General features: G+C 61.2%; 17 protein-coding genes and 3 tRNA genes. 6 read left to right on the forward strand and 14 right to left on the reverse strand.

Annotation, left to right across the window (positions count from 1 at the left end):
- Window positions 1–3: 3 nt before the first annotated feature.
- A complete protein-coding gene (locus HED64_RS07525) occupies window positions 4–1,857 on the reverse strand; it encodes an HNH endonuclease signature motif containing protein (protein ID WP_168151422.1) in 1,854 nt (617 codons plus the stop codon).
- Between the two features lie 328 nt (window positions 1,858–2,185).
- Between HED64_RS07525 and HED64_RS07530 the strand changes: the two genes are divergently transcribed.
- Window positions 2,186–3,106: an ATP-binding cassette domain-containing protein gene (locus HED64_RS07530; RefSeq protein WP_168151423.1), complete on the forward strand. Its 921-nt coding sequence runs from the start codon at window positions 2,186–2,188 to the stop codon at window positions 3,104–3,106.
- A complete protein-coding gene (locus HED64_RS07535) occupies window positions 3,103–3,948 on the forward strand; it encodes an ABC transporter permease (protein ID WP_168151424.1) in 846 nt (281 codons plus the stop codon). Before HED64_RS07530 ends, HED64_RS07535 begins: the two co-directional genes overlap by 4 nt.
- 31 nt (window positions 3,949–3,979) lie before the next feature.
- On the opposite strand, the gene HED64_RS07540 is transcribed toward HED64_RS07535, so the two are convergent.
- Window positions 3,980–4,525, reverse strand: coding sequence for a pyridoxamine 5'-phosphate oxidase family protein (locus HED64_RS07540; protein ID WP_342590672.1), 546 nt, complete (start codon window positions 4,523–4,525; stop codon window positions 3,980–3,982).
- Window positions 4,526–4,534: 9 nt separating this feature from the next.
- Window positions 4,535–4,717, reverse strand: a complete 183-nt coding sequence (locus tag HED64_RS07545; RefSeq protein WP_168151425.1) for a hypothetical protein — start codon at window positions 4,715–4,717, stop codon at window positions 4,535–4,537.
- Between HED64_RS07545 and HED64_RS07550 the strand changes: the two genes are divergently transcribed.
- Window positions 4,707–5,231 carry a hypothetical protein gene (locus HED64_RS07550; protein ID WP_168151426.1) on the forward strand — a complete coding sequence of 175 codons (525 nt, stop codon included), beginning with the start codon at window positions 4,707–4,709 and terminating at the stop codon, window positions 5,229–5,231. The genes HED64_RS07545 and HED64_RS07550 overlap by 11 nt on opposite strands.
- Before the next feature lie 54 nt (window positions 5,232–5,285).
- Here HED64_RS07550 and HED64_RS07555 read toward each other — a convergent pair whose 3' ends face one another.
- Entirely contained in the window at window positions 5,286–8,690 is a 3,405-nt protein-coding gene (locus HED64_RS07555; protein WP_168151427.1) for an efflux RND transporter permease subunit, read from the reverse strand.
- A 1,093-nt stretch (window positions 8,691–9,783) separates the two neighbouring features.
- Here HED64_RS07555 and HED64_RS07560 point away from each other — a divergent pair.
- Window positions 9,784–10,767, forward strand: coding sequence for an XRE family transcriptional regulator (locus tag HED64_RS07560; RefSeq protein WP_281069217.1), 984 nt, complete (start codon window positions 9,784–9,786; stop codon window positions 10,765–10,767).
- Window positions 10,768–10,971: 204 nt separating this feature from the next.
- Here HED64_RS07560 and HED64_RS07565 read toward each other — a convergent pair whose 3' ends face one another.
- The 7 genes from HED64_RS07565 to HED64_RS07595 all read right to left on the reverse strand — a co-directional run bounded on the left by HED64_RS07565 (window position 10,972) and on the right by HED64_RS07595 (window position 17,232).
- Window positions 10,972–11,307 carry a hypothetical protein gene (locus HED64_RS07565; protein WP_168151429.1) on the reverse strand — a complete coding sequence of 112 codons (336 nt, stop codon included), beginning with the start codon at window positions 11,305–11,307 and terminating at the stop codon, window positions 10,972–10,974.
- Between the two features lie 196 nt (window positions 11,308–11,503).
- Entirely contained in the window at window positions 11,504–12,985 is a 1,482-nt protein-coding gene (locus HED64_RS07570; RefSeq protein ID WP_168151430.1) for a malate:quinone oxidoreductase, read from the reverse strand.
- Between the two features lie 93 nt (window positions 12,986–13,078).
- A complete protein-coding gene (locus HED64_RS07575; RefSeq protein WP_168151431.1) occupies window positions 13,079–14,920 on the reverse strand; it encodes an ABC transporter substrate-binding protein in 1,842 nt (613 codons plus the stop codon).
- 112 nt (window positions 14,921–15,032) lie between these two features.
- A tRNA-Leu gene (locus tag HED64_RS07580) sits at window positions 15,033–15,114 on the reverse strand.
- Between the two features lie 90 nt (window positions 15,115–15,204).
- Complete coding sequence (gene bcp, locus HED64_RS07585; protein ID WP_168151432.1) at window positions 15,205–15,702, reverse strand: thioredoxin-dependent thiol peroxidase; 498 nt, start codon at window positions 15,700–15,702, stop codon at window positions 15,205–15,207.
- Between the two features lie 545 nt (window positions 15,703–16,247).
- Window positions 16,248–16,320, reverse strand: a tRNA-Lys gene (locus HED64_RS07590).
- Window positions 16,321–17,159: 839 nt separating this feature from the next.
- Window positions 17,160–17,232: transfer RNA gene (locus HED64_RS07595), tRNA-Lys, on the reverse strand.
- A 242-nt stretch (window positions 17,233–17,474) separates the two neighbouring features.
- Here HED64_RS07595 and HED64_RS07600 point away from each other — a divergent pair.
- A complete protein-coding gene (locus HED64_RS07600) occupies window positions 17,475–18,431 on the forward strand; it encodes a 2-hydroxyacid dehydrogenase (RefSeq protein ID WP_168151433.1) in 957 nt (318 codons plus the stop codon).
- 74 nt (window positions 18,432–18,505) lie between these two features.
- Here HED64_RS07600 and HED64_RS07605 read toward each other — a convergent pair whose 3' ends face one another.
- From HED64_RS07605 to HED64_RS07615, 3 genes are all read right to left on the reverse strand, one after another.
- Window positions 18,506–18,766, reverse strand: coding sequence for a GlsB/YeaQ/YmgE family stress response membrane protein (locus tag HED64_RS07605; protein ID WP_168151434.1), 261 nt, complete (start codon window positions 18,764–18,766; stop codon window positions 18,506–18,508).
- Between the two features lie 471 nt (window positions 18,767–19,237).
- Window positions 19,238–19,585, reverse strand: a complete 348-nt coding sequence (locus tag HED64_RS07610; RefSeq protein ID WP_245325801.1) for a LapA family protein — start codon at window positions 19,583–19,585, stop codon at window positions 19,238–19,240.
- Between the two features lie 310 nt (window positions 19,586–19,895).
- The gene (locus HED64_RS07615) at window positions 19,896–20,363 is read right to left on the reverse strand and encodes a hypothetical protein (RefSeq protein WP_168151435.1); all 468 of its coding nucleotides are present in this window, start codon (window positions 20,361–20,363) and stop codon (window positions 19,896–19,898) included.
- Between the two features lie 117 nt (window positions 20,364–20,480).
- Between HED64_RS07615 and ilvD the strand changes: the two genes are divergently transcribed.
- On the forward strand, window positions 20,481–22,184 hold the full coding sequence (ilvD, locus tag HED64_RS07620; RefSeq protein WP_132358151.1) for a dihydroxy-acid dehydratase: 1,704 nt from the start codon (window positions 20,481–20,483) through the stop codon (window positions 22,182–22,184).
- The last annotated feature ends 146 nt before the right edge of the window (window positions 22,185–22,330 follow it).

Consider the following 22,330-nt stretch of genomic DNA (forward strand, 5'->3'; position numbering starts at 1 on the left):
GGCTCAGAAGAGCGGGGGCTGTTCGCCCTGCCAGTGGTTGTTGCGGCGGGGAAGCTGTTCGGGGTCCTCGAACGGGGCAAGCTTCACCCACGGCACACCGTTCTTCATGACGACCTCAAAATCGCCCTTGTCGGCGCCGCGGTGCTCGGAGGGGCAGAACATCCCCAAGTTCCATACGCTCGTGGTTCCGCCATCGGACCAATGCTTGATGTGGTGGAGATCGCAGTGCTCCGGCGGGACGGTGCAGTCGGGCTTGATGCAGCCGCGATCGCGGGCACGGATCGCCTCCTTCATGGACTCGGGCGGGAATCGGCGCTCTCGCCCGTAGTCCAGAATCTGGCCATCACCGCCGAGGACGATGGGAATGAATCCAAACTCGGTCAGGCGTTGGCGCAATTCGGTGACCGAAATTTCCAGTCCGTGCGCGCTCCATCCGGCGCCGCGGGCCATGCCGAGGAGCACCTCCAGCGTGATGTACACGAAGAGCTTTGAAGTCGGCAGGCCGGTGGCACCCTTGGCCGAAGGCCTCGGGGTGCGCATGAGGTTCAGCAGAGTTTGTAGGTGCCGCTGGGCTGGAGTTGGCCCCTCAACGGTGGTCCCGGATTCCAGCGGCGGTGGGTCATCGAAGGTTTCCGCAGTGGCCGGGTGTTCGAACCAATCGGGACCATCCGACGCTTCTGGTGGCGGGAACAAGGAATCCTGAGTTGGGTTGTCGTCGGTGCCTTTGGCTGGAGGAGAGCCGGGTGCCGGTTCAGGGTGAGATTCGAGGTTCTGAGGGGTTTCATTTACGGCGTCGGTGTCGGTGTTCGTATCGGTTTCGGTAGAGGTCTTCGCGTTCTCTGCCGTGCCGGCCTCCTGGTAGTCCCGGCCGTCGGCCTGGGCAGCCGAGGAAGTGTGATCTGGGACTGGGACTGGGACTGGGACTGGGACTGGGACTGTGGCTGCTGCGGCGATGGCCTGGCGGTTTCCGGCCAGCGTGCGAGCGTTGTCGGACTCGGCGAAGTGGGAAAGGAAAACCTCTGCGTCGGCATTGAGCATGCAAGCGGTGAAGTAGGTGAAATGCCGGGTGCGCTTGGTAACGGAGATGCCGGTCTTGTTACGGATTTCCTTGGGCGTGGGGGTGGAGCCGGCTTCGTCGAGCTCGTCGCTGATCTGCTCGAAAAGCTTGGTGGTGTTCTTCGTATCTCCCTCGGCCAGAGACTCTGCCACCCGGGACTCAAGAAGTTCAGAGAGTTGTGCGGCGTCTGGGCGGGCTTCAATGGCCGGGCGCAACTTCTCCAGTTTGCGCGCGGCGGCGGCAATGGCACCGGGCGCGCTCTTGCCGGTGGCCAGCTGCTCGGCCAGCTGCGGGTAGTGCGGGCCATGGGCTACGCCGTGCTCGTCGATGCCCGGCAGTAGATCGTCGCCCGCCTGCATGCGGTTCAGGACCTCGAAGTAGTTGATGCCCGCCATGGCTGCGAGGCAATCGGCGGGGGTCCTGAACTGCAGGCGGCCGGTGGGAACGGTGCGTGGGTCATCCGGGAGCCGGGCAGCACCGGTGACGAAGGCAGTGGGGTCTTCGGTGATGCTCCGCAGCTGAGTGAGGGTGTCGGCGGGGAGCTCGTTGACCAGCGTTTTTCGGGCCAGTTGCGCTACCTTCAGCTGTGCGACGGCGACGACGTGCTTGGCCTGCTCGATGGTGATTGCGGCGAGCAGGGCCCGGGTGGGGGACGCGGGACGGGCTGCGATGCGGGCGACGAGGACGTCGATTCCGCGGATGGTCTCGAATAGTGCACGCAACTCATCGTCCGGGGTCGGTGTGTACCCCGGATCGTCGCTGTGGCCAGCGAGGTGAGCGATGAGCGTGGCTGTCTGCATTTCTCCAGTGTGCGGGCGCCGTGGTCCCGACGGGGGATGGGTGCGCGGGGTTGTGCAGAACCTTGGCGGGCATGATCTGCCGGGCCGCGAGAGGGTTGCCCAAGGCCAGTGGTCTGTAATGCACGCGATGACCTCTCGCGCGCGCACGCGTGAGCGCCGCGCGCGAGGACTCGACTAGGGGATAAATCAGGGTGGCCTCGGGGCAGACCCCGAGGGATTTTGCTGTGCTGGGGCGTGGGCCGGGGCTAGCGTGAAAGGCAGAGGAATTGCGGCGAGGATGCACCTCCCTCAGCAGGCATTCTCATCGATTCGAGGGCGGGGAAGCAGCATGATCACCTTAGAGAACCTGAGCAAGAGCTTCGGGTCCACGCTGGCCGTTGACTCGCTGAGCTTTGAGGTAGCGGCGGGGAAGGTCACCGGGTTTCTGGGACCGAACGGGGCGGGGAAGACCACCAGCATGCGGATGCTGCTGGGCCTTGATGCACCCAGTGGCGGGCGGGCGCTGATCAACGGGGTCAGTTATGGCCAACTAGCGGCGCCGCTGCGCACCGTCGGTGCACTGCTCGAGCCGCGGACCGGGCACCGCGGGCAGCGTGCGGATTCGCACCTATGTGGGTTGGCGCGCAGCAATTCGATCCCGGTGAGCCGGGTGAGAGCAGTGCTCGAGGAGGTGGGGCTCGCGGAGGCGGCGAAGCGGCGCATCGGAACCTTTTCGCTCGGCATGCGCCAGCGGTTGGGGATCGCCGCCGCGTTGTTGGGGGACCCGGAAGTGCTCATCTTCGACGAGCCGGTGAACGGGTTGGACGCCGATGGGGTCGCCTGGATCCGTGGCCTTATGCGCGCGAAGGCGGCGAGCGGGGCGACGGTGTTTGTGTCCAGTCACTTGATGAGTGAGATGCAGTCCACGGCCGACCATCTGGTGGTGATCGGGCGCGGGAAGTTGCTAGCGGACGAGTCGATGGACAACGTGTTGGCCGCCAGTGCACAGAACTCGGTCATCGTCGCCTCCCCGCAGGCGGGCGAACTTGCCACCGCGCTTCAGCGGGCTGGCTACACGGTGGTGGCCGCCTCAGAGGGCAGGCTGAAGGTCATCGGCGCGAGCCCGGAAGTGGTTGGTGGCATCGCACACACGATGGGTGTGCGGGTTAACGAATTGGGTGGGCGCCAAGCGTCGTTGGAACAGGCCTACACGGAGCTGACGGCACAGAGTCTTGACTATGTGCCAACACGGATCGGGGAATCATCATGAAGGCGAAATCGACGTTGGCGCGGGCTCGGCTGTCCCAGCGGAGAACGGGCGAGCCGGCTGTGGGGGAGTCGGCGCAGCTGCCGGGAGCGCGGCCGGGGTTCGGAGCAGCCATCGCCTTTGAGCTGACCAAATTGTGGGCGGTGCGCTCCACACGCATCACGCTGGCGGTGATGGTTCTTGGGCAACTTTCCATGGCATGGCTGCTGAGCTTCTCCGCGAAGGCCAGCGGGGATAACGGTTATGAAGCGGTGATGCCCGCCCCGTTCATCGCCCTGGTGTGCCTGAATTTGGCTCAGTTGTTCATCGCCACCGTGGCGGCCCTGAGTATCACCTCCGAGTATTCCAACGGGACGATCATCTCCTCGCTGCAGGCAGTGCCGGTGCGCACCCGGCTCCTGGGGGCCAAGGCGGCTGTGCTATTGATGCTCGGCTTCGTTTCCGGTGTGGCACTGGTGGGCGCCGGAACGCTGATTGCCGCACCCGTAGCCGCGCAGTACGGGCGCTTTACCATCGGTGAGCTGTTGCTGGCCTTGGTTGGCGGCGGGGTGTATCTGGGGCTGCTCGCGGTCATGATGCTGGGCATCGGGGTCTTGTTACGTAGCACCGCCGGGGCCATATCCAGCGCCTTTGTTCTGCTCTTTGGGTTGCCGCAGATCCTGCCGCTGTTCGCGCTTGACTGGCTGCAAGCTCTGGTGTCCTATCTGCCGACAACCGCCGGACAGGTGCTGGGCACCGGGGCGCTCGAGCCCTACGGCACGGGAACCGCGGCCCTGATCTTGGTGATTTGGGCCGCGGTTCTGCTGGGAGCGGGGATGTGGGTGTTTCATCGTCGGGATGCTTAGAACCGGCGGTAGTCCATCCGCAACAGTGGATTTAACCGTGGCGCATGTGCTTCCACCAGGTCAGCGGGTCGGCAACCTTAAAGCGACGACCGGTCATCGAGTCGGGGACGATGCGCACGAACTGGTCCTTGGGGCCAGATTCCCAGGGGAAGAGCATGAGATTGAAGGAATCGAGTGTTTCCTCGATCCCCGCGAAGAGTTCGGCCCGACCCTGGATCATGACCGACCACGCGACACCCGTTTCCGCGTTGACGCCGTCCGCTTGGAAAGCAACGTGGGGTTGGGCGCGCAAAATTTCTAGTTTTGTCCCGGGGCCGGTGCGGAAAATGACCGACCCATGGTCCACGGTGAAATTGATGGGGAAGATCTGTGGCATGTCACCGTGACTGACGGCAAGATGACCGACTGAAACGGCTCGAAGCAGCTCCAGAGATTGGTTCGGTTCGAGGTTTTCGACGTCCGTGTGTATCTGTTCCCTGTCCATGTCTTGAGCGTACGTCGCGCGGGGCACCGTGGCCAGAAGTCCGAGGGTGCAGTATTCGTTCGGCTTGGCCTCGGGGCTCTTGCCGGTGCGCATCCTGTAGGGTCAAAGTCCAGCCCCCAGTGGCACCGTGCCTGCGTCGAAGCAGTGATCCAGACAGTGATCCAGGCCCAGGCCCAGGCCCAGGCCCAGGCCCAGGTCGAGACGGTGCTCGGGGCAGTGACCGCCGGAGAAGTCGCCGAGGCTCGGCAGGACCAGTTTGTAGGAGAGAAATTTCTTGGAGTACATCACCAATGTTTTTGGCGCCACCATCGACATCGCCAATGCCAGGACGACGTTTAGTGATGAAGATACGTGGGTGGGTGGGCTGATCTGGGGTCACCCGGAGGAGAGTCTTTTTATTGGGACGGGGATCATCGATGGCCCGGTCAGCATGGAAACCTACATTCTTGATGCGGCTCCGGACCGGGTGGATGCCGGCTGGGAGGACGTCTCCGAGGTCAGTTTTTGGTCAGCCGGCATTGAACCGGTGATCGTGGCCGGAACCGAAGATTTTATTGCAGGAACGTCTCCCGCCTTCATGGCGCGGATTGATGAAGCGGGTGAAGGCTGGTATCGGATCCGGGTACACGCGCTGGGACGTGATGTTTTGGCCCGGGAGTGGACCGAAGCCGTGGTGGAGCACTATTTGGTGCTCGCCTGGAAGGCGCCCGAAGCCGCGCCACTGGTGTACCGCGTCGGATCAAATATCGCTCGGGAAGCCATCGAAGCCCACGGTCTGGGCGGGCTCCGCGGCCGCTAGCGCCACTAGCGACCACTCGGGCGAAGGATCGTTGCCGCGAGGATGCGGACGGGGCTAATCAGCCTTGTGCTTGGCCCGGAATCCCTCTTCGACTTCCTTACGCTCCTTGCGGGTCAGTGGGATCATGCCGGTGGCCGGATTGATCAACTCGTCCTGTGCCTCATCCCGTGAATTGGCGGAGCTGGCGGGAGTGGTGGCGCTGGTGCGCGGACGCGAGGGACCTGCCGTGCTCGGCGCCGGCTTCGTCTCGGCCTCGTTCATGGCCCGAAGCAGTTCGGGTGTCGGCTCGCTGGGCTGACCCGCGACCTGGGCCGTGGCGTTGACCGTCACCGCGGCGGCTGCCCCAGGACCGGACCCATCGGGAGTCGAATGCTTCGCGGCACGGCGGGCGGCCCCGCGTTCCTTCGCACCCTCAATGAGGAAGTAGAGCACCGGAACCAGGATCAGCGTCAGCGCGGTGGAGGAAACCAACCCGCCGATGACCACCACGGCCAGTGGCTTGGAGATGAACCCGCCACCACCGGTGAGTCCCAACGCCATCGGGATCAGGGCGAAGATGGTGGCCAATGCCGTCATGAGGATCGGGCGCAGACGCTGCCGGGCGCCGTGGTGGATTGCATCGGCCAGGTTCATTGCCGGATGCCCGGCGCGGGGCTTGCGGTATTGGTTGATCAAATCGATGAGCACAATCGCGTTAGTCACCACGATGCCCACCAGCATCAGCATGCCGATCAGCGAGGGCAGGCCCAGCGGGACGCCGGTGAGCAGGAGCAGCCCGATGGCGCCGGTGGCGGCAAACGGGATGGATACCAGCAGGATCAGCGGCTGGATCAGCGACTTGAACGTTGCAACCATCACCACATACACAATGGCGATGGCTGCCAGAAGCGCCAGATAGAGCTGAGCGAAGGATTCGGCCTGTTCGGTGGCGGCGCCGCCGAGTTCGGCGGTGGTGCCCTCGGGCAGGGTGAGTGCCTCGAGGCGCTTGGACACCTCGGCGGAGACCGAACCGAGGTCATTTTCTCCCGGCGTGATGGTCACCGTGGCGATCCGGTCCCCATTGGAGGAGGTGATGGTGGCCGGGGTTTGGCTGCGTTCTACGCTCGCCACCTCACCGAGGGTGATGGTGCCGCCGGGTACCGGCAGCTTCAGCTGGCGTAATTGGTCAAGATTTGTCAGGTCGGTGCCCTCACCGATCAGCACGGGGAAATCGGTGTACCCTAGGCGCACCGTGCCGGCGGGAACCGGGGAGATAGTGCCGGCGCTCAGCGCACCGATCTGCTCCTCGGAGAGTCCTGCTTTGGCGGCCTTGGTCCGATCGATCGTGATGGATACCTGTGGGCCGGCGGTGGAGAGGTTATCGCTCACGGACGTGGCACCAGTTATGCCGGTCATGGCCTTGCGGGTGAGATCCGTTGCCTCGGTGAGCAGCTCCGGGGTGGGTGCGCCAATTTGGACGGTAATGTCGGTGGATCCGCCCATGCCGCCCTCCGACGCGGAGAGGGTAATTTCACCCTCACCAGCCAGCGGATCGATGATAGCGCGGGCAGCGGCCTGGATTGCTTCCTGATCTTGATCGGCATCGGTCATCACGGTGAAGCTGGCAGTATTGTTGCCACCGGTTTGGAAGGCAGAGAATCCACCGGATGGATTCCCGGCGGTCAGCTGGACGTCCTTCACGCCCTGAACGGTACGGAGGGCTTCTTCCACCGGAGTAGCTGCCTTCATGGTGGTATCCAGCGAGGAACCGGCAGGGAGCTTCTGGGTCACGGAGAACGTGTTTTGCCCGGTGCCGCCCAAGAGGTTGGTGGGCACCAGCGGGACCATCAAGACGGTAAGGCCCAGCAGCACCACCGCGGAGGCCAGAGTGATCACCGGATGGCGCTGGGTGGAGCGCAGCACCGGGGCATAACCACGCTGTAGCCAGGATGCGGCTTCCTTCTTTTCCGCCGCGAGCCTGGCGGCCTGAACATTCTGTGCCCCGGGTCGGGTGTGACCTAGGAACCAGTAGGCCAGCACCGGAACGATGGTCAGCGAGACAAAGAGGGAGGCGATGAGTGCGATGGTAACGGTGAGGGCGAAGGGACGGAAAAGTTCCCCGGCCATGCCGCCGACCAGAGCCACGGGCAAAAAGACCGCCACGGTGGTCAGCGTCGCTGCGGTCACGGCGGTGGCTACCTCACGCACCGCATTGAGGATGGCCGTGGATTTTTCTTCGCCGTAGCTCAGATGCCGTTTGATGTTTTCGATGACCACGATGGAGTCATCCACCACGCGGCCGATGGAGATGGTCAGCGCGCCCAGGGTGAGCATGTTCAGCGAGTAGCCGCCGGCGCGCAACCCAATAAACGTCACCAAGAGGGAGAGCGGGATGGAGATGGCGGTGACCAGGGTGGAGCGCACCGAGAGGAGGAAGATCAGGATGACGATCACCGCGAAGCCCAGTCCCAGCAGTCCCTCCACGGTGAGGTCGTGGATGGATTGTTCGATGAACGGGGCCTGATCAAAGACGGTGGTGAAGCTGGCATCTGCCCCGAGCTGGGTGCTGAGTTCCGGAAGCAGCGCCGCCACCGCGTGAGAAATGCCCACGGTGTCCCCGGCTGGCTTCTTGGTGACCGAGACGGCCAGGGTCTCGACGCCGTTGGTGCGGGTGATGGAGGTGGCCGTGTCATCGGCCAAGGAGATCTTGGCCAGCTCGGAAAGCTCACTCACGCCGGCAGAGCCCCGCACCGGAAGGGACTTCACCGCGGCAAGTGAGTCGATCTGCGAGCCGGAGGTCACCGGCAGGTCCAGGCCATCGGTGTTCATTCGTCCCACGGGCATCAGCCCGGAGCCTTCCTCGATGACAGTTTTCAGATCGTTGATGCTTAATCCCTGTGCGGCGAGCTTGGCCTGATCCGGAAGCACGGCAATATGCTGGGCGGTGCCGCCGGAAACTTCGGCGGTACGCACCCCATCGAGCTTGGAAAGTTTGGGCAAGACTAGGCGTTGCACATCCGAACGCAGGGCATTGATGTTCTCCCCGCCGGAGACCGCCAAATAGACGATGGGGAAATCGGAGATGGAGCCGGCGAAGGCGGTGGGATCAACGTCCTCGGGAAGAGTGGACTTGATATTGGAGATGGCCTTGTCCACCTGGGCTCGGGCGCGGTCAAGATCCGTGCCGTAGGCGAAGGAGAGCGAAATGGTGGTGAAGCCGCTTTGGGAAGTGGAAGAGGATGATTCCAATCCCTCTACCGCCTGCAGCGCACCTTCAAGGGGCTGGGCCACCTGCTTATCGATGACCTCCGGGGTGGCGCCACTCTGGGTGGCCACCACCGAAATCCGTGGGAACTCGAGCGCGGGAATGAGCTCCTGCTTGAGCTGGCCCATGGTGATGACGCCGAAAACCGCGACAAACACCGTGATCAGGGCGATGAGGGCGCGGTTGCCCAGGGAAAGTGCGGCCAGCCGATGCATCTGCCATCCTCGAAAGAGTTGATTGTTCGCTATTGCGCTCCTCTCCACTCTAGTTGGCGTCGGAGCTTGAAACATGCACCGCAGGGAGTACTTTTTTCCCCGTGCCGCGGGCACCACAAGGCGCTGCACGGGGAGTGAGAGTGCGAATTCTGGGCGACTGCGTACGGTCGCGAGACGTTGGTAAACCCAAAAAGAGCTGGACTGGGCCAGTGAGTCGTGCAAGCATGGAGGTGCGTACGGGCCCAGCACCATGATCGGTGCCGCGAGCCGAGACCGAAGAACAATCACCTCAGCTGTTAGAGGAGACGTCATGTTCACGACATCACGCGAAGCATCGGACCTGCAGTTTAGGTCCGCCAATGAGACGACCATGCCGCCGGAGCATGCACCAACGCCCGAGCCGCCGCCTGGACCGTCCACGACACCGGAACCTTCGTATCCGCCGGAGCCGAGCACGGTTCCAAATCCGGGCCCTTATCCGATGCCGCCTAGCCCCGTTCCGGATCCCGGAGACCCGGTGCCCGACCCATCGCCTGTCCCTGGCCCGGATCCGATGCCCCATCCTGATCCCACCACTCGCCCGCCGAGTTGAGGATGGGCGCGAAGCCGCTATCGAACTGAGTCGTCGCGGGCGCCCGTGATTCCCCCAAGCGTTACCTAGCAATCTCCGGCGCCCGCGACGAGCGATGGTTTTTTGGCATAAGCACAGACTCAGCCGTCAAACCTATTCCAGCACACCACCGTCGGCCCGCTAGGTGCGCCCCCAGACAATGTGCGATGCGGGGCGGTGATGCGCTGTTGGCGAGTTTACCGCCGGTGCACTGCGGCGCGAAAGCTGCTTGGAGCCCTCAAACCACGATATTGATTCGTAACGACCGACCGTGTTGGGAAAAGCGATATGCTTCCGCCGCGCCGGAATCATGACCCGCGTGGGAGGGCCGGTGGAACCGGTGCTCAGGTGCCTGCGGATGGTCTGCTTAGTGCAGCAAGCACCGTACCGTACTCCCGCTTTTTGCGGGGGCGCGGGTGAGCAGAAGATTTTAGGGACGTGTAGTTGATGACGGATCGAATCCGATTTCGCGTCCGGGACGCCATGCATTCGCGCCACCCCGGGCCCACCCAAGCGAAGATGGCCAAGGACACCGGCATGAATAAGGATGCATTGAGTAGGGCGCTGAACGGGCAGCGAAACTTCAGCGCGACGGAGCTGGCGGCCTTGGCCAAGACCCTGAAAGTCTCGCTGAGCTGGCTGATCACCGGGGATCCAGGCCCAGATGGAAGTACAACTCCCCATTCGGTCGAATCGCCGGGGCGAATCGACCGGCTGGCTCAGGCCATGGCTTTTCCCGCCGGCGCGTATCGGGAGGTGGGGCTGTCTACCTCCGCCGTGACCAGCATCGGTGATGGAATCTCCGCGGAACACGCTGCAAGGATGGTGGCACGGAAACTGAGTACGGCGCTCGGGCCGCGGTTTGTTGATGATTTGGCAGGTGCCGTGGAGGGTGCTTTTGGTATCGGGGTATTTGTGGTTGCCGAGGGGCCGGCATTTGATGCACGGGCGATGAGTGATGCCAACGTCACCTACATCGTGGTGCGGGCCACCGGGGCGTGGTATCAGGCCAATCTGGTGCTGGCGCGCGAGCTGGGTGAGTTATTGGCCGAGCGGCACACGGACCTCGCCGTGCGGGGACATGCCGCGGAACTTTGGGCGCGACGTTTTGCCATGGAACTGCTCCTGCCCGAAGCCCGCTTACGGTCCATCGACTTCAACCGGCAGACTCCGCGGGAACTGGCGACTTTCCTGTGGGATGCGGGGGTGTCGGCCAAGGCGCTGGCCCGGCGGCTGTCATCGTTGGGCATCCACCGCGGGCCTGCCATGGTGCATGCCGACGAAGGCACCTTGCAGCTGCTGGTGTGGCAAGATCCGGACTGCCTCAGTCACCGCCGAGCCGGAGCTTTTCGAGCCCCGCGGATCCCCGCAGACCTCTATGCCGCCCACCTGACCGCAATGCGTCAAGGATTGGTGGATGGAACATCGCTGGCCTGGATGCTTGACACTCCACTGACCGAACTCTAAAAATGACGGTCGGGCACCTATTTTCTGCGGGTGTTGCGTTGCGACGATGTGGGGTTGTGCGCAGCGGGCGACACCGAAGTAACAACGGTGGCTAGAACTCCGCGAGTGTTGTCATCAACCACAGGCCTGGCCGGCGTTTCTCCGTCGTTAGAGTGGGCGCACTATTCCGCGTACCGATCGAGCGATACTACTGTGGCACGCGGTTCAGGCACTGGTTCCCGGATCCATGGCCGAGTAGTAGGCAGCGAGGCTGTCCTTGTCTAGCTCAGTGAGCGCCGACGTTGGATCGATGTTCGGCGCATGCCTGATCACGTCCTTGGAGTAGCGGACCTGCAGGTGGCCGTCGGTGATCACTGCGCCCTTGAGCCAGACGAGGGATTCCGCAGAACCAAAGAGACCCAAATGGATGGTCGCGAAGTCGGCTTTCCCGCTGCCGAGATCCACGAGGATGTTTCCCAATGTGCCGACTTTCTCGCGCTGCGGACCGTACACCGAACTTTTGGCCTTCAGCAGCGCATTGAGGTCGTCATGACCAATCACGGAGGTGTCCTTACCGGATGTTCTCCCCGTACGTGTCAAGGAACCCTGATGAGTGAAAAGTCGTGGGTTCTGTGGGCATCCATGCCAAGCAAAGCACCGTGTGTACCCGCTATCAAGGTTTTGCTGGCCATCATCGGGAATGAAACGAAAAGGTCCGGCTCCCCATAGGGGAACCGGACCTTGAACTATCGCTGATCTAGGCGAGCTTGAGAACCTTATCGGTCTCGGCACGAACCTCGGCGTAGAGCGCCGGGTTCTCGTTCAGCTTCTGGCCGTAGGACGGGATGATGTCCTTGAGCTTGGTCTCCCAGCCGCCGAACTGCTTCGGGAAGCACCGGCCCAGCAAATCGAGCATGATCGGCGTTGCCGTCGAGGCTCCGGGGGAGGCGCCGAGCAGACCGGAGATGGTTCCGTCGGCGGAGGTGATGACCTCGGTACCGAACTGCAGCACGCCGCCCTTCTTGGCATCCTTCTTGATGACCTGGACGCGCTGTCCGGCAGTGATCAGTTCCCACTGATCACCAACTGCCTCGGGCAGGTACTCGCGCAGGGCGTCATCCTTCTTCGAGCGGGACTTGAGCACTTCCTTGATCAGGTAAGTGGTCAGATCCAGATTGTCCTTGCCCACGGCAAGCATCGGAAGGATGTTGTGCGGACGGATGGACAGCGGAAGGTCCAGCAATGAGGAAGTCTTCAGGAAGTTGGTCGAGAAGCCGGCATAAGGGCCGAACATCAGCGAACGTTTGCCGTCAACAAAACGTGTGTCCAGGTGCGGAACGCTCATCGGCGGGGCACCAACCGAAGCCTGGCCGTAGACCTTGGCGTGGTGCTGGTTGATGATCGTGTCATCGGTGCAACGCAGGAACTGCCCGGATACCGGGAAGCCGCCGAAGCCCTTGATCTCGTCGATACCAGCCTGCTGTAGCAGGCCCAGGGCGCCACCGCCGGCGCCAACGAAGACGAACTTCGCTTTGACCGCGCGCTTGACCTTGGAGGCGTTGTTGCGCACTGCCACTTCCCAGCCAGCGCCATCGCGCTTGATGCCGGTGACTCGGTGGCCGAAGTTAACCTCGACGCCCTTGCTGGCAAGGTCCTTGGTCAACTGGCGGGTCAGTGAACCGAAGTCCACATCGGTGCCGGAAGCAACACGGGAGGCGGCAACGTGCTCGGATTCGTTGCGGCCATTGGCCACCAACGGGGTCCAAGACTTGATGGTATCCAGGTCTTCGGTGTGCTCAATCTCGTTGAACAGCGTATTCGGCTTCAGTGCCTCATAGCGGGTCTTGAGGTATTTGGCATTGTCTTCACCGATGACAAAGCTCATGTGCGGCAGCGCATTGATGAAGCTGCTCGGATCTCCGACCTGCTTGTTCTTCACCAAATGGGCGAGGAACTGGCGCGTGACCTGGAACTGCTCATTGATACCAATGGCCTTGGCCGGGTTGACGGATCCGTCCGGGCCCGCAGCGGTGTAGTTCAGTTCGCACAGTGCCGAGTGACCGGTACCGGCGTTGTTCCAAGGGGAGGAGGACTCGAGACCGGCCTCTTCCAAATTCTCGAAAAGTCCAATGCTCCACCCCGGCTCCAATTGTTTGATCAGGGTTCCGAGCGTTGAGCTCATGATGCCGGCGCCGATTAGTACGACGTCGAAAGACTGACTTGTGGATTCAGAAGGCACGAGGGGTTCTCCATTGAAAGTTCTTCTAGACTCTACGCAAGACTAGCGCCAAACGAGGGTGTCTAAGAAATTGAAGCCTTGACATCCCCGGGGTTAAGTGTTCATCCTCACGTCGGAGAAGACTTCATCTAGGACGGGGGAAGACGGGTAGTTCTTCACATTGTCGTTAAAGGCCAAGGCCGAAATCGGGAAGACCAACGGCAGTGCTGGCAGATCGCGGGCCAGGGTCGTGGAGATCTCCTTGTAGGCGTTGGTACGTTCATCGCCGGTAGGGATCGAGCGGGCCAGCAGCACCTGGGCATTGAGGACCGGGGAGTCGTAGCCAAATTGTTGAGTGGGCGTGGAGAAGAGACCGCCGATGAAGTCGTCGGGGTCTCGGTAGCCTCCGTTGAATCCTAAAAGGTGCAGCCCCGCGACTTCTCCCGAACGAGCCTTGGAGACGTAGCCGTCGTTCCAATCCATGGGAACGGGCGCCACCATGATGCCAACGGCCGAGAGCTGCCGGGAAATCTCGGCATAGATGAGCTCGGGCAACGGTAGGTAGGCGCGCGAAATATTCAGGGGGTAGAGGAACGGGATAGGAGTGCCGTCATAACCGCTGGACTCAATCAGTTCCTTGGTGAGGCGGGTATCCGGACCGTAATAGGTCTCCGAGGGTGTGATCCCCAGGGAAGCTGGCAGGAAGCTGCGGGCCTCCTTGGTGCCGGAAATGTAGAACTGTTCGATGACCTTCTGCCGGTCGATGGCATGCGCAATGGCCTGACGGAATTCCGACTTGGCGAGCCACTTATTGGTCCGGTTCATCCCCAGGTAGGTGACCGAGTATGGATCGCGTTGCACGATGAGTTTGCCCTCGCGGACCAATTCACGCAGACCGGTCAGCGTGACCATGTCGAAGCCGTCGATTTCCTCGCGTCCCAGAGCACCCAAACGCCCGGCAGGGGTGCTGATTTCCTTGAATGTCACGACCGTCGGTGCGGTGGGGTTGGCCGCCATTAATTCCGTGTTCCAGTAATCCGGGAAAGTTCGCAGCGTCACGGACTTGTCCTTCCACGAAGCGAACGTAAACGGGCCGGTACCCACCGGTTGGCTCGAAATATAGGAGTACCGGCCGTTTTCTACTGGTTTAGTGCCCAGCGCCTGAGGTGAGGCCATAGCCAGTCCGGGCAGAGAGAGTGCCTCGATGAGTCCGGTGATGGGCTGGCGAAGGGTGAGCACCACGGTGTAGGTGTCGGCTGCCTTGATGGATCCAAAGTAGCTGGCGCTGCCGCCGCGGCTGGCTCCCACAAAGGGTTGGGCCTTGAGCTGATCGCGCAGCGATTCCAGCAGCGCGGTGGCACGGGTGTGCTCGGCAAGTTCCTGGGGATCAACGATCTTGCTACCCAATGCATCGGCACTTGGCTTGGGCTCGGGGATGCTGGATGGCAGTTTGGGTATTTCTTCGTGGTGCCGAAAGACCTGATGGAAGCCCTGCTCCGAGCTGGCTCGCGCATCGCTGGGTAGTGCGATCCAGTGCTCAAAGTTTGCAACCACGGCCGCTGCGTCGAAGTCTGTACCGTCGTGGAATTTCACGCCCCGGCGCAAGATGAAGGTGAACTGAAGGCGGTCGGGACTCACGATCCAGTTGGTGGCCAGCTTCGGGATCGGGGCGCCAGTCTCACGGTCTACGCCAATGAGACCTTCATAGATCTGCCGCGTGATCCGGAACGTCTCGTTATCCCCGGACAAGGAGGGGTCTAGGTTCATCGGCTCGGCGGCCGTTCCGAAGTTGAAGGTTCGGATGACAGGGGCGGTGCTCGTACCTGAGGTTGAGGGAGCCGGAGAATTTTTGGGGTCGCAACCGGTCAGTGCCAGTGCGCTGAGGCCCAATCCGCCGACCAAAAAAGCTCGGCGGGTGGCACGGCGTGGTTCCGGGCAGTGCGGCTGGCTTGGCACCAAAGACTCCTCGTCAGTGTTTTGGGCTCCGTGTTAACGAACAGGGCCCCCGGGATCACCCGGGGGCCCTGCGCGAATCCATCAATATCCGAGAATACCTTTGGATCTGTAGTGCGAGCGGGGGGACTTGAACCCCCACGTCCGAAGACACTGGAACCTAAATCCAGCGCGTCTACCAATTCCGCCACGCTCGCAAGGCAGTGAACCGCTTTCGAAGTTCGGCAGGAATTAGTCTAGCGCAGAAAAAGTGTCTCGCTTGCAGCTTTTGGGCTGTGGGCGAAAATCTATTTGGGATCGAGACCCAAATCACGACGCAATTTGGCGACATGTCCGGTGGCACGCACGTTGTATTGCGCCAATTCAACGCGTCCACTTTCATCGATGACAAAAGTGGATCGAATGAGCCCGTCGTAAACGCGTCCGTAGTTCTTCTTTTCCCCCCATGCGCCGTAGGCCTCGGCGACGGTGTGGTCCTCGTCGGCCAGGAGCGGGAAGGTGAGCTCCTGCGCGTCGGTGAACTTAGCCAGTTTGGCGGAGGCATCGGGTGAGATCCCGACAACCTGGTACCCGGCCGCGGTCAGTGATGCCAGAGAATCCCTGAAGTCGCAAGCCTGCTTGGTGCAGCCCGGGGTGGAAGCTGCCGGGTAGAAGTAGACGATGGTCTTTTTCCCGCGCAGTGAAGCGAGGGAAAGTTCCTTGCCTTGTGCGTCCGGAAGCGTGAATTCGGGCGCTGCATCACCGGGGGACAGTCGTTTGGGTTCGGCGGCAATGTTTTCGCTCATGGCTTGGGGTGCTCCTTGTTGTCTTGGCTCTCACCGTGAATTGGATCCGCGAGTGTGAAGGATTGATGGTTGGTCTTGGTGTCGAGCTTATCCAAGACGGCGGAAAATTTGGGTGCTCCATGACTAGGTGGTGCGAGGTTCGAGAGCGACAGTGGATGCGCTTGATGGCAGCGTGGCAACTAACGTACAGTGATTGATTGAACTCAATCACTATGGTTGGGGCCGAAGATAGGAAGTGTCATGGCGAAAAAGTCATCTCGTCGGGGAGGTTTTGCTTTGCCTGAAGACTTGGTCTCCCAACGGGTCGCATTCGCGGCTTCGGGGGCTGCTGGTGCCCATGCGGACCAAAAGACTCGAGTGCATCGCACCGGTGCCACCAACAGAGTGGGTTCGCGTTCGGCAAGGACCCGAGCGGCAATTCGCAATAGCGGCTGGTGAGTGCTCAAACCGCCTTCAGCGTGTAGTGAGACGTGGCTCCGACGCAGGGCGGGGCTGGAGAAAACAAAAGACCCGATCTGTCGAAACAGATCGGGCCTTTCTCTCTGTGCACCCCTCGGGACTTGAACCCGAAACCTACTGATTAAGAGTCAGTTGCTCTGCCAATTGAGCTAGAGGTGCTTAGCCGCTTCAGTCGGCGTTCCATGCGGAACCCGTCCTTGCGACGCAGATAATCATAACCAGAAAGTGCCCTAGAAGAAAAATCGGCGGGTTCCTGGCGAAAGCGATAGCAAAAATCCCGAAATGTCGGTTTTTTTCGATGATTGGGATGGGTTTTCACAGGATTTTCTCGGAAATGACGTCAGAATCAGTTTTGTGACGGTGAGCACAAGCTGGCTCTTCGTCGATCTGGTGCGCGCGTGAGCGGGTGTCCGAAACCCGGTGCGGCTTTCCCTGTCGGTGGGGCGCGGCTTCCAAGTTTGCGTGAATCCTTCGTCATTCGCTGAGGCACGAGAACTCGCAGAATGATCTCTTGATGTTGCATCGAGTCCTGGGAATGAGGATCTCGACTGCGCCGGCCCCGGCGCAGTCAAGGATGCCGCGTGTGCTCATTATTGTTTGATTGGGCCGCGTGGATTTCGTGGGGGCAGTGCCGCGGTGGGGGACCGAGGGGGGGCTTGGCGCTGACGATACGTGCAGCTTCGACCGACGGAGGCATTGCCGTAGCCGAATCCAAGTCACGTACGTGTAGCGGCGGTTGCTCCAAAAATATGGTCAGCGCGTAATGGTGACTCTGTTCAGGCAAATCGAGAGGCGCTTGTCGACGCGCCGCCTCAAGGTATTCCAGAGTGGCAGGCAAGAAGTTTTGTGTAATTGGCCGGGATTTGCAGCTCATATTGTTCCGGCACAGAATTCGCCGAGACGTTGCAATGCCCCTGAGGCTCGCGCCCCGCGGCAGCGAGACGCGCAGGGAAAACAAAAGACCCGATCTGTCGAAACAGATCGGGTCTTTCTCTCTGTGCACCCCTCGGGACTTGAACCCGAAACCTACTGATTAAGAGTCAGTTGCTCTGCCAATTGAGCTAGAGGTGCGCTGTTGTTTTGCGAGGAGTTCGTGGCTCCCGCGCTCTGCAACGACATGAAACTCTACCAGCTTGTGAGCCGAATGCAAACCGAAGGGGCTCTTTGCGAGTGAGGTCACAAATATCCGTCTGATTTGGGCCGTTGAGCCTTTTGTGAGGTGGCCTAGGCCACGGTTCTTTCTCTTTGGGAAAGGGGAGACATGTTCGGTGTTGTGTTTGGGCCGGGCAATTCGCCGCCCTAGGCTAAAACACATGAAGCCATTTCACGTTGTCTCATTCCCCAGTGCCGAACTATTGGAAGCTGTGGGCCCATTGCCCGCGGGTCTGCGGGCAGTCATTTGGGACATTCAAGGGGAACCCGAGGGAATCGAACTCGAAGAAATCGACGTGGCGATCCTTCCCTACATGGCAAGCGTCGCTAGTTTGGCCGGCATTCGCCGTGCCTCTAATCTTCAACTGGTCCAAACGCAGACCACCGGATTTGATGGCGTTCATGATCTCGTCGGTCCCAACGTTTCTGTAACCACTGCCGCAGGAGTCCATGCGGCGGGAACGGCCGAGCTGGCCCTCGGGTTGGTTTTGGCCTCCCTGCGAGGAATTGGAGAATCAGTGAGGGACCAAGCGGAAAGTCGTTGGAACCCTCGTCGGTGGCCCGGGCTGGCCGACCGCAAGGTGGCCATCGTGGGCGTCGGAGGCATTGGCGAAGAGATCCGTAAACGCTTGGTCCCCTTCGACGTGGAGCTCAGTCGCTTCGGCACCCGTGCTCGCACGGATGAACATGGTCAGATCTTCGGCATCGATGAACTTCTGCACCGTGCCGGGGACATCGAGGTGCTGATCCTGATCGTCCCGCACAATGCTGGCACGCACCACCTGATTAATGCTCAAATGCTCGCGGCATTGCCCGACGGCGCCGTCGTCGTTAATGTCGCCCGCGGCCCGGTGGTTGACACCGACGCGCTGGTGGCCGAGTTGGAAACCGGACGGCTCAGGTGCGCCTCGGATGTCTTTGACCCGGAGCCACTGCCGGCAGATCACCCGATATGGCAGCTGCCCAATGCTTTGATCATTCCCCACAATGGTGGGAATTCGGATGCCTTCCTCCCGCGCATGGTCAAACTACTCAAGCGTCAGGTCGCCGCATGGGGCAATGGGGAATCTGGCGAGAACAAGGTGGATGCACCGACTTCTGGTGACACGGGGGTATAGGACTCATACAAAGGGTGCTCGCCTTTCCCCAAATTTCATTCGGGGAAAGGCGAGCACCCTACATATTTGAGGACCTATGCCGTTTTGCGGGTGAGGAAGCCCCAGATGACCAGGACTAGTAGCGCACCGCCAATGGCCAGCAGCCAGGTGGAAATAGACCAGAAGCTACTAATACCCACATGGAAGATGGCCGATCCGATCCAACCGCCCAATACGGCGCCAACAACACCCAGAAGCAATGTCGTGATCCAGCCACCACCCTGCTCGCCCGGCTTGATGGCCTTGGCAATGGCTCCGGCAATCAGGCCCAAAATTATCCAACCAATGAATCCCATGACGATCTCCGTTCGGAAGAAGGCTCAGTTTGACATCATTCGCGTTCGCATCACTATGGTGATGCTGAACAGAGACTACAGCTCCATGTTCGGGATGAAAAGATGCTGTGACCACAGCGATCGGCATTCGGGTTGGCGGTAAGTGAAGAGCCCGGTTGCGGATGGCCCACACATTAGGGTGCGCCCTAATCCTCAACGGCCGAATTGTGCGGTCGAGCCCCTTGCTGTGAGCCGCGATACGTCACCGGTTCGACCCCGTGCATAAACTTGATCACGGACCGAATCGCCAAGCAGATGATCGCCACCAGGCAGACGGCAAGCACAACGCGGTCGACCGTTGGGCCACGCCGTGTACTGCCCCGGTGCTGTGAATTTCGTCGATTGGTGTGGATGCGTTTTGCCAGGCCAGCCATCGTCTGCTCCTCATTGACAGTGGTGGGGGTCAGATCTTCTCCCGAGTCGCTCGGTGGCTCACAGCGGACCCTTGGCGTTCTTCGCCAGTGACTTGCTGGCAGAGTGGGCACGAGAGCGTAATTGGATGATGCGTACCGCCCCGACGATGGACACCACTAAGGCTCCGCCAACTGCAGCAATAAGTAGTGTGATGCCCAATGCCAGCTGACCGTGGAAACCCAAGAAATACACCGTGACGCGATCCTGATTTTGAACCATAAAGATAATCAGCAGGATCAGTAAGAGGACGGCGCCGACGGTGAAGGTCCAGATGACTCCGGCCCGAGTCCCACGCGGGGGCTCCTTGCGCATCGGGTTGTTGGTGGACGGTGGGGGTTGAAGCGGTTCCACTGGATCTACGCTCATGCTCATTCTCGATTCACTGGAGGGTGGAGTTTCCCGCGGCCATTCACAGAGGTTCACGACGAGGCCGAACCGCGGCCTTTCAATCAAAATACGCGCCGACCGATACCGATTACAAGAGACCAGTGCGCCTCGCCGCGATCGCCTTCCCGTCGCGATAAATCAGCAGGAATTTCGTGGTCACGGCGAAGTCTGTGGTTGCTCAACCTTGGGGGAGTGTTGATGCCCAAAGTGTCGGTTGAGAAACGAAAAGTGCCGTGGTCCAGTTGTGAAACTGGACCACGGCACCTGTGGTGTTTGAGCTGGTGCGTGGCTAGACGGCTTCGGTGACCGTCGGATCCAAGCGGTCCATCAGTGAGTTCATGAAGTCGGCAAAGTCCTTAGCGTCTTCGTCCTGGGCCAAGATGCCGGCGGTTCGCGTACCTGCCGTGGTTCCCGGAACGTTCACCGAGAGTCGAGCGGGGACGTTGAAGCGGTACACGCGTCCGGTGCTGGTGCCCACCTCGTAACCACCATCCAGGACCAGAGCCACGTGGTAAATGTTGGTGGTATTCACCGAGATCGCCCGCTCGGAGGGGCGCAAGTTCTGCGGGTTGAGGGGGCAGAGGATGATTTCTGCCGGTTCGCGACGAAAGCCGATGACCTTCAGACCAGCGGAACCAGAGGTACCGGTCGCTGCCACCAGGTTATAGCTGCCGAAGTTGGGGATCTGAGAATCAAACGACTCGTGTAAAAGCTGCTTGAGAACATCGTCACTGGAATCAATGTTGAGGGTCTCCATGACATCCAGTCTATCCAATGGATGTTTCGAACAAGTGTCCCGTATTCGCGCGGCGAAATATGTCGGTTAACCGTCATGGGTTCCGCCGTGAATCAACGCGGTCATACAATCAAGAACATGAGCCAGGACACAGCCCCAGATATCAAGCCTCGCAGCCGCGTCGTGACCGACGGCATCCATGCCGCTCCGGCCCGTGGCATGTTCCGCGCAGTGGGTATGGGTGATGACGATTTTGCTAAGCCGCAGATTGGCGTTGCCAGCTCGTGGAACGAAATCACCCCGTGCAACCTGTCGCTGAATCGCTTGGCCGCCGGCGCCAAAGAAGGCGTTCACGCCGGTGGCGGTTTCCCGATGCAATTCGGCACCATCTCCGTCTCCGATGGCATCTCCATGGGCCACGAGGGCATGCACTTCTCACTGGTCTCCCGTGAGGTTATCGCTGACTCCGTTGAAGTAGTGATGCAGGCCGAGCGCATTGATGGTTCGGTCCTGCTAGCCGGTTGTGACAAGTCGCTTCCGGGCATGCTGATGGCAGCCGCCCGACTGGATCTGGCCTCGGTCTTCCTGTACGCGGGGTCGATCATGCCCGGTTGGGTCAAGTTGGAAGACGGAAGCGAAAAGGAAGTCACGCTCATTGACGCCTTCGAAGCCGTGGGCGCCTGCGCCGCCGGCAAGATGAGCCTCGAGGATCTCACCCGCATCGAAAAAGCCATTTGCCCCGGCGAGGGCGCCTGCGGTGGCATGTATACGGCCAACACCATGGCGTGCATCGGCGAGGCACTGGGCATGAGCCTTCCCGGCTCGGCCGCCCCGCCCTCGGCGGACCGTCGCCGCGATATGTTCGCCCGCGCCTCCGGCGAAGCGGTAGTTAACCTGCTGCGCAAGGGCATCACCGCCCGCGACATCATGACCAAAAAGGCCTTTGAGAACGCGATCGCCGTGACCATGGCCTTCGGCGGTTCCACCAACGCCGTGCTGCACTTGCTGGCCATCGCCCGGGAGGCCGAGGTCGATTTGACCCTGGCCGACTTCAATCGCATCGGAGACAAGATCCCGCACCTGGGGGACCTGAAGCCCTTCGGCCGTTATGTGATGACCGACGTGGATAAGATCGGCGGCGTGCCGGTGATCATGAAGGCCCTGCTGGATGCGGGCCTGCTGCACGGAGACTGCCTGACGGTGACCGGCAAGACCGTTGCCGAGAACCTCGCGGCAATCAATCCGCCGGACGTGGATGGCAAGATTCTGCGCGCACTGGATAATCCGATCCACAAGACCGGTGGCATCACGGTGCTGCACGGTTCGATGGCCCCCGATGGTGCGGTCGTGAAATCCGCCGGCTTCGACGCCGACGTCTTCGAGGGCACCGCTCGAGTGTTCGACCGCGAACAGGGTGCACTTGCGGCCCTGGATGCCGGTCAGATTCACGCCGGTGACGTGGTGGTCATCCGTTATGAGGGCCCCAAGGGTGGTCCGGGGATGCGCGAAATGCTCGCCATCACCGGTGCCATCAAGGGTGCGGGTCTGGGCAAGGACGTCCTGCTGCTCACCGATGGTCGTTTCTCCGGTGGCACCACCGGCCTGTGCATTGGTCACGTGGCTCCCGAGGCCGTGGACGGCGGCCCGATCGCCTTTGTGAAGGACGGGGATAAGATTCGGGTAGACATCGCCGCACGCTCCTTCGACCTGTTGGTTGATGAAGCGGAACTCGAAGCGCGCAAGGTGGGATGGGCACCGCTGCCGGCGAAGTTCACCACCGGTGTGCTGGCCAAGTACGCCAAGCTGGTCAACTCGGCCTCCACCGGCGCATACTGTGGCTAAGAAGTAGCTTTTTTGATGGGTGGCCGCCGTCACGGCGTCCACCCATCGGACACGTATCTCACATAGTGAGAAATACGGCGTGGTTGTTTGACTCCGACTCCGGCGGCGACCAAAATGGGAACATGCAGATCCGCACCGAAGTACTA

The sequence above is a fragment of the Paeniglutamicibacter terrestris genome (genome assembly GCF_012271785.1).
Lineage (GTDB): Bacteria > Actinomycetota > Actinomycetes > Actinomycetales > Micrococcaceae > Paeniglutamicibacter > Paeniglutamicibacter terrestris.

Excerpts from the sequence above, each read along its gene's own strand:
- HED64_RS07545 (WP_168151425.1), bottom strand. The coding sequence starts at position 4,717 with ATGTACTCCAAGAAATTTCTCTCCTACAAACTGGTCCTGCCGAGCCTC.
- HED64_RS07525 (WP_168151422.1), bottom strand. The coding sequence starts at position 1,857 with ATGCAGACAGCCACGCTCATCGCTCACCTCGCTGGCCACAGCGACGAT.
- HED64_RS07600 (WP_168151433.1), top strand. The coding sequence starts at position 17,475 with ATGAAGCCATTTCACGTTGTCTCATTCCCCAGTGCCGAACTATTGGAA.
- ilvD (WP_132358151.1), top strand. The coding sequence starts at position 20,481 with ATGAGCCAGGACACAGCCCCAGATATCAAGCCTCGCAGCCGCGTCGTG.
- HED64_RS07555 (WP_168151427.1), bottom strand. The coding sequence starts at position 8,690 with ATGCATCGGCTGGCCGCACTTTCCCTGGGCAACCGCGCCCTCATCGCC.
- HED64_RS07540 (WP_342590672.1), bottom strand. The coding sequence starts at position 4,525 with ATGCGCACCGGCAAGAGCCCCGAGGCCAAGCCGAACGAATACTGCACC.
- HED64_RS07605 (WP_168151434.1), bottom strand. The coding sequence starts at position 18,766 with ATGGGATTCATTGGTTGGATAATTTTGGGCCTGATTGCCGGAGCCATT.
- HED64_RS07560 (WP_281069217.1), top strand. The coding sequence starts at position 9,784 with ATGCATTCGCGCCACCCCGGGCCCACCCAAGCGAAGATGGCCAAGGAC.
- HED64_RS07610 (WP_245325801.1), bottom strand. The coding sequence starts at position 19,585 with ATGAGCGTAGATCCAGTGGAACCGCTTCAACCCCCACCGTCCACCAAC.
- HED64_RS07615 (WP_168151435.1), bottom strand. The coding sequence starts at position 20,363 with ATGGAGACCCTCAACATTGATTCCAGTGACGATGTTCTCAAGCAGCTT.
- bcp (WP_168151432.1), bottom strand. The coding sequence starts at position 15,702 with ATGAGCGAAAACATTGCCGCCGAACCCAAACGACTGTCCCCCGGTGAT.
- HED64_RS07535 (WP_168151424.1), top strand. The coding sequence starts at position 3,103 with ATGAAGGCGAAATCGACGTTGGCGCGGGCTCGGCTGTCCCAGCGGAGA.
- HED64_RS07530 (WP_168151423.1), top strand. The coding sequence starts at position 2,186 with ATGATCACCTTAGAGAACCTGAGCAAGAGCTTCGGGTCCACGCTGGCC.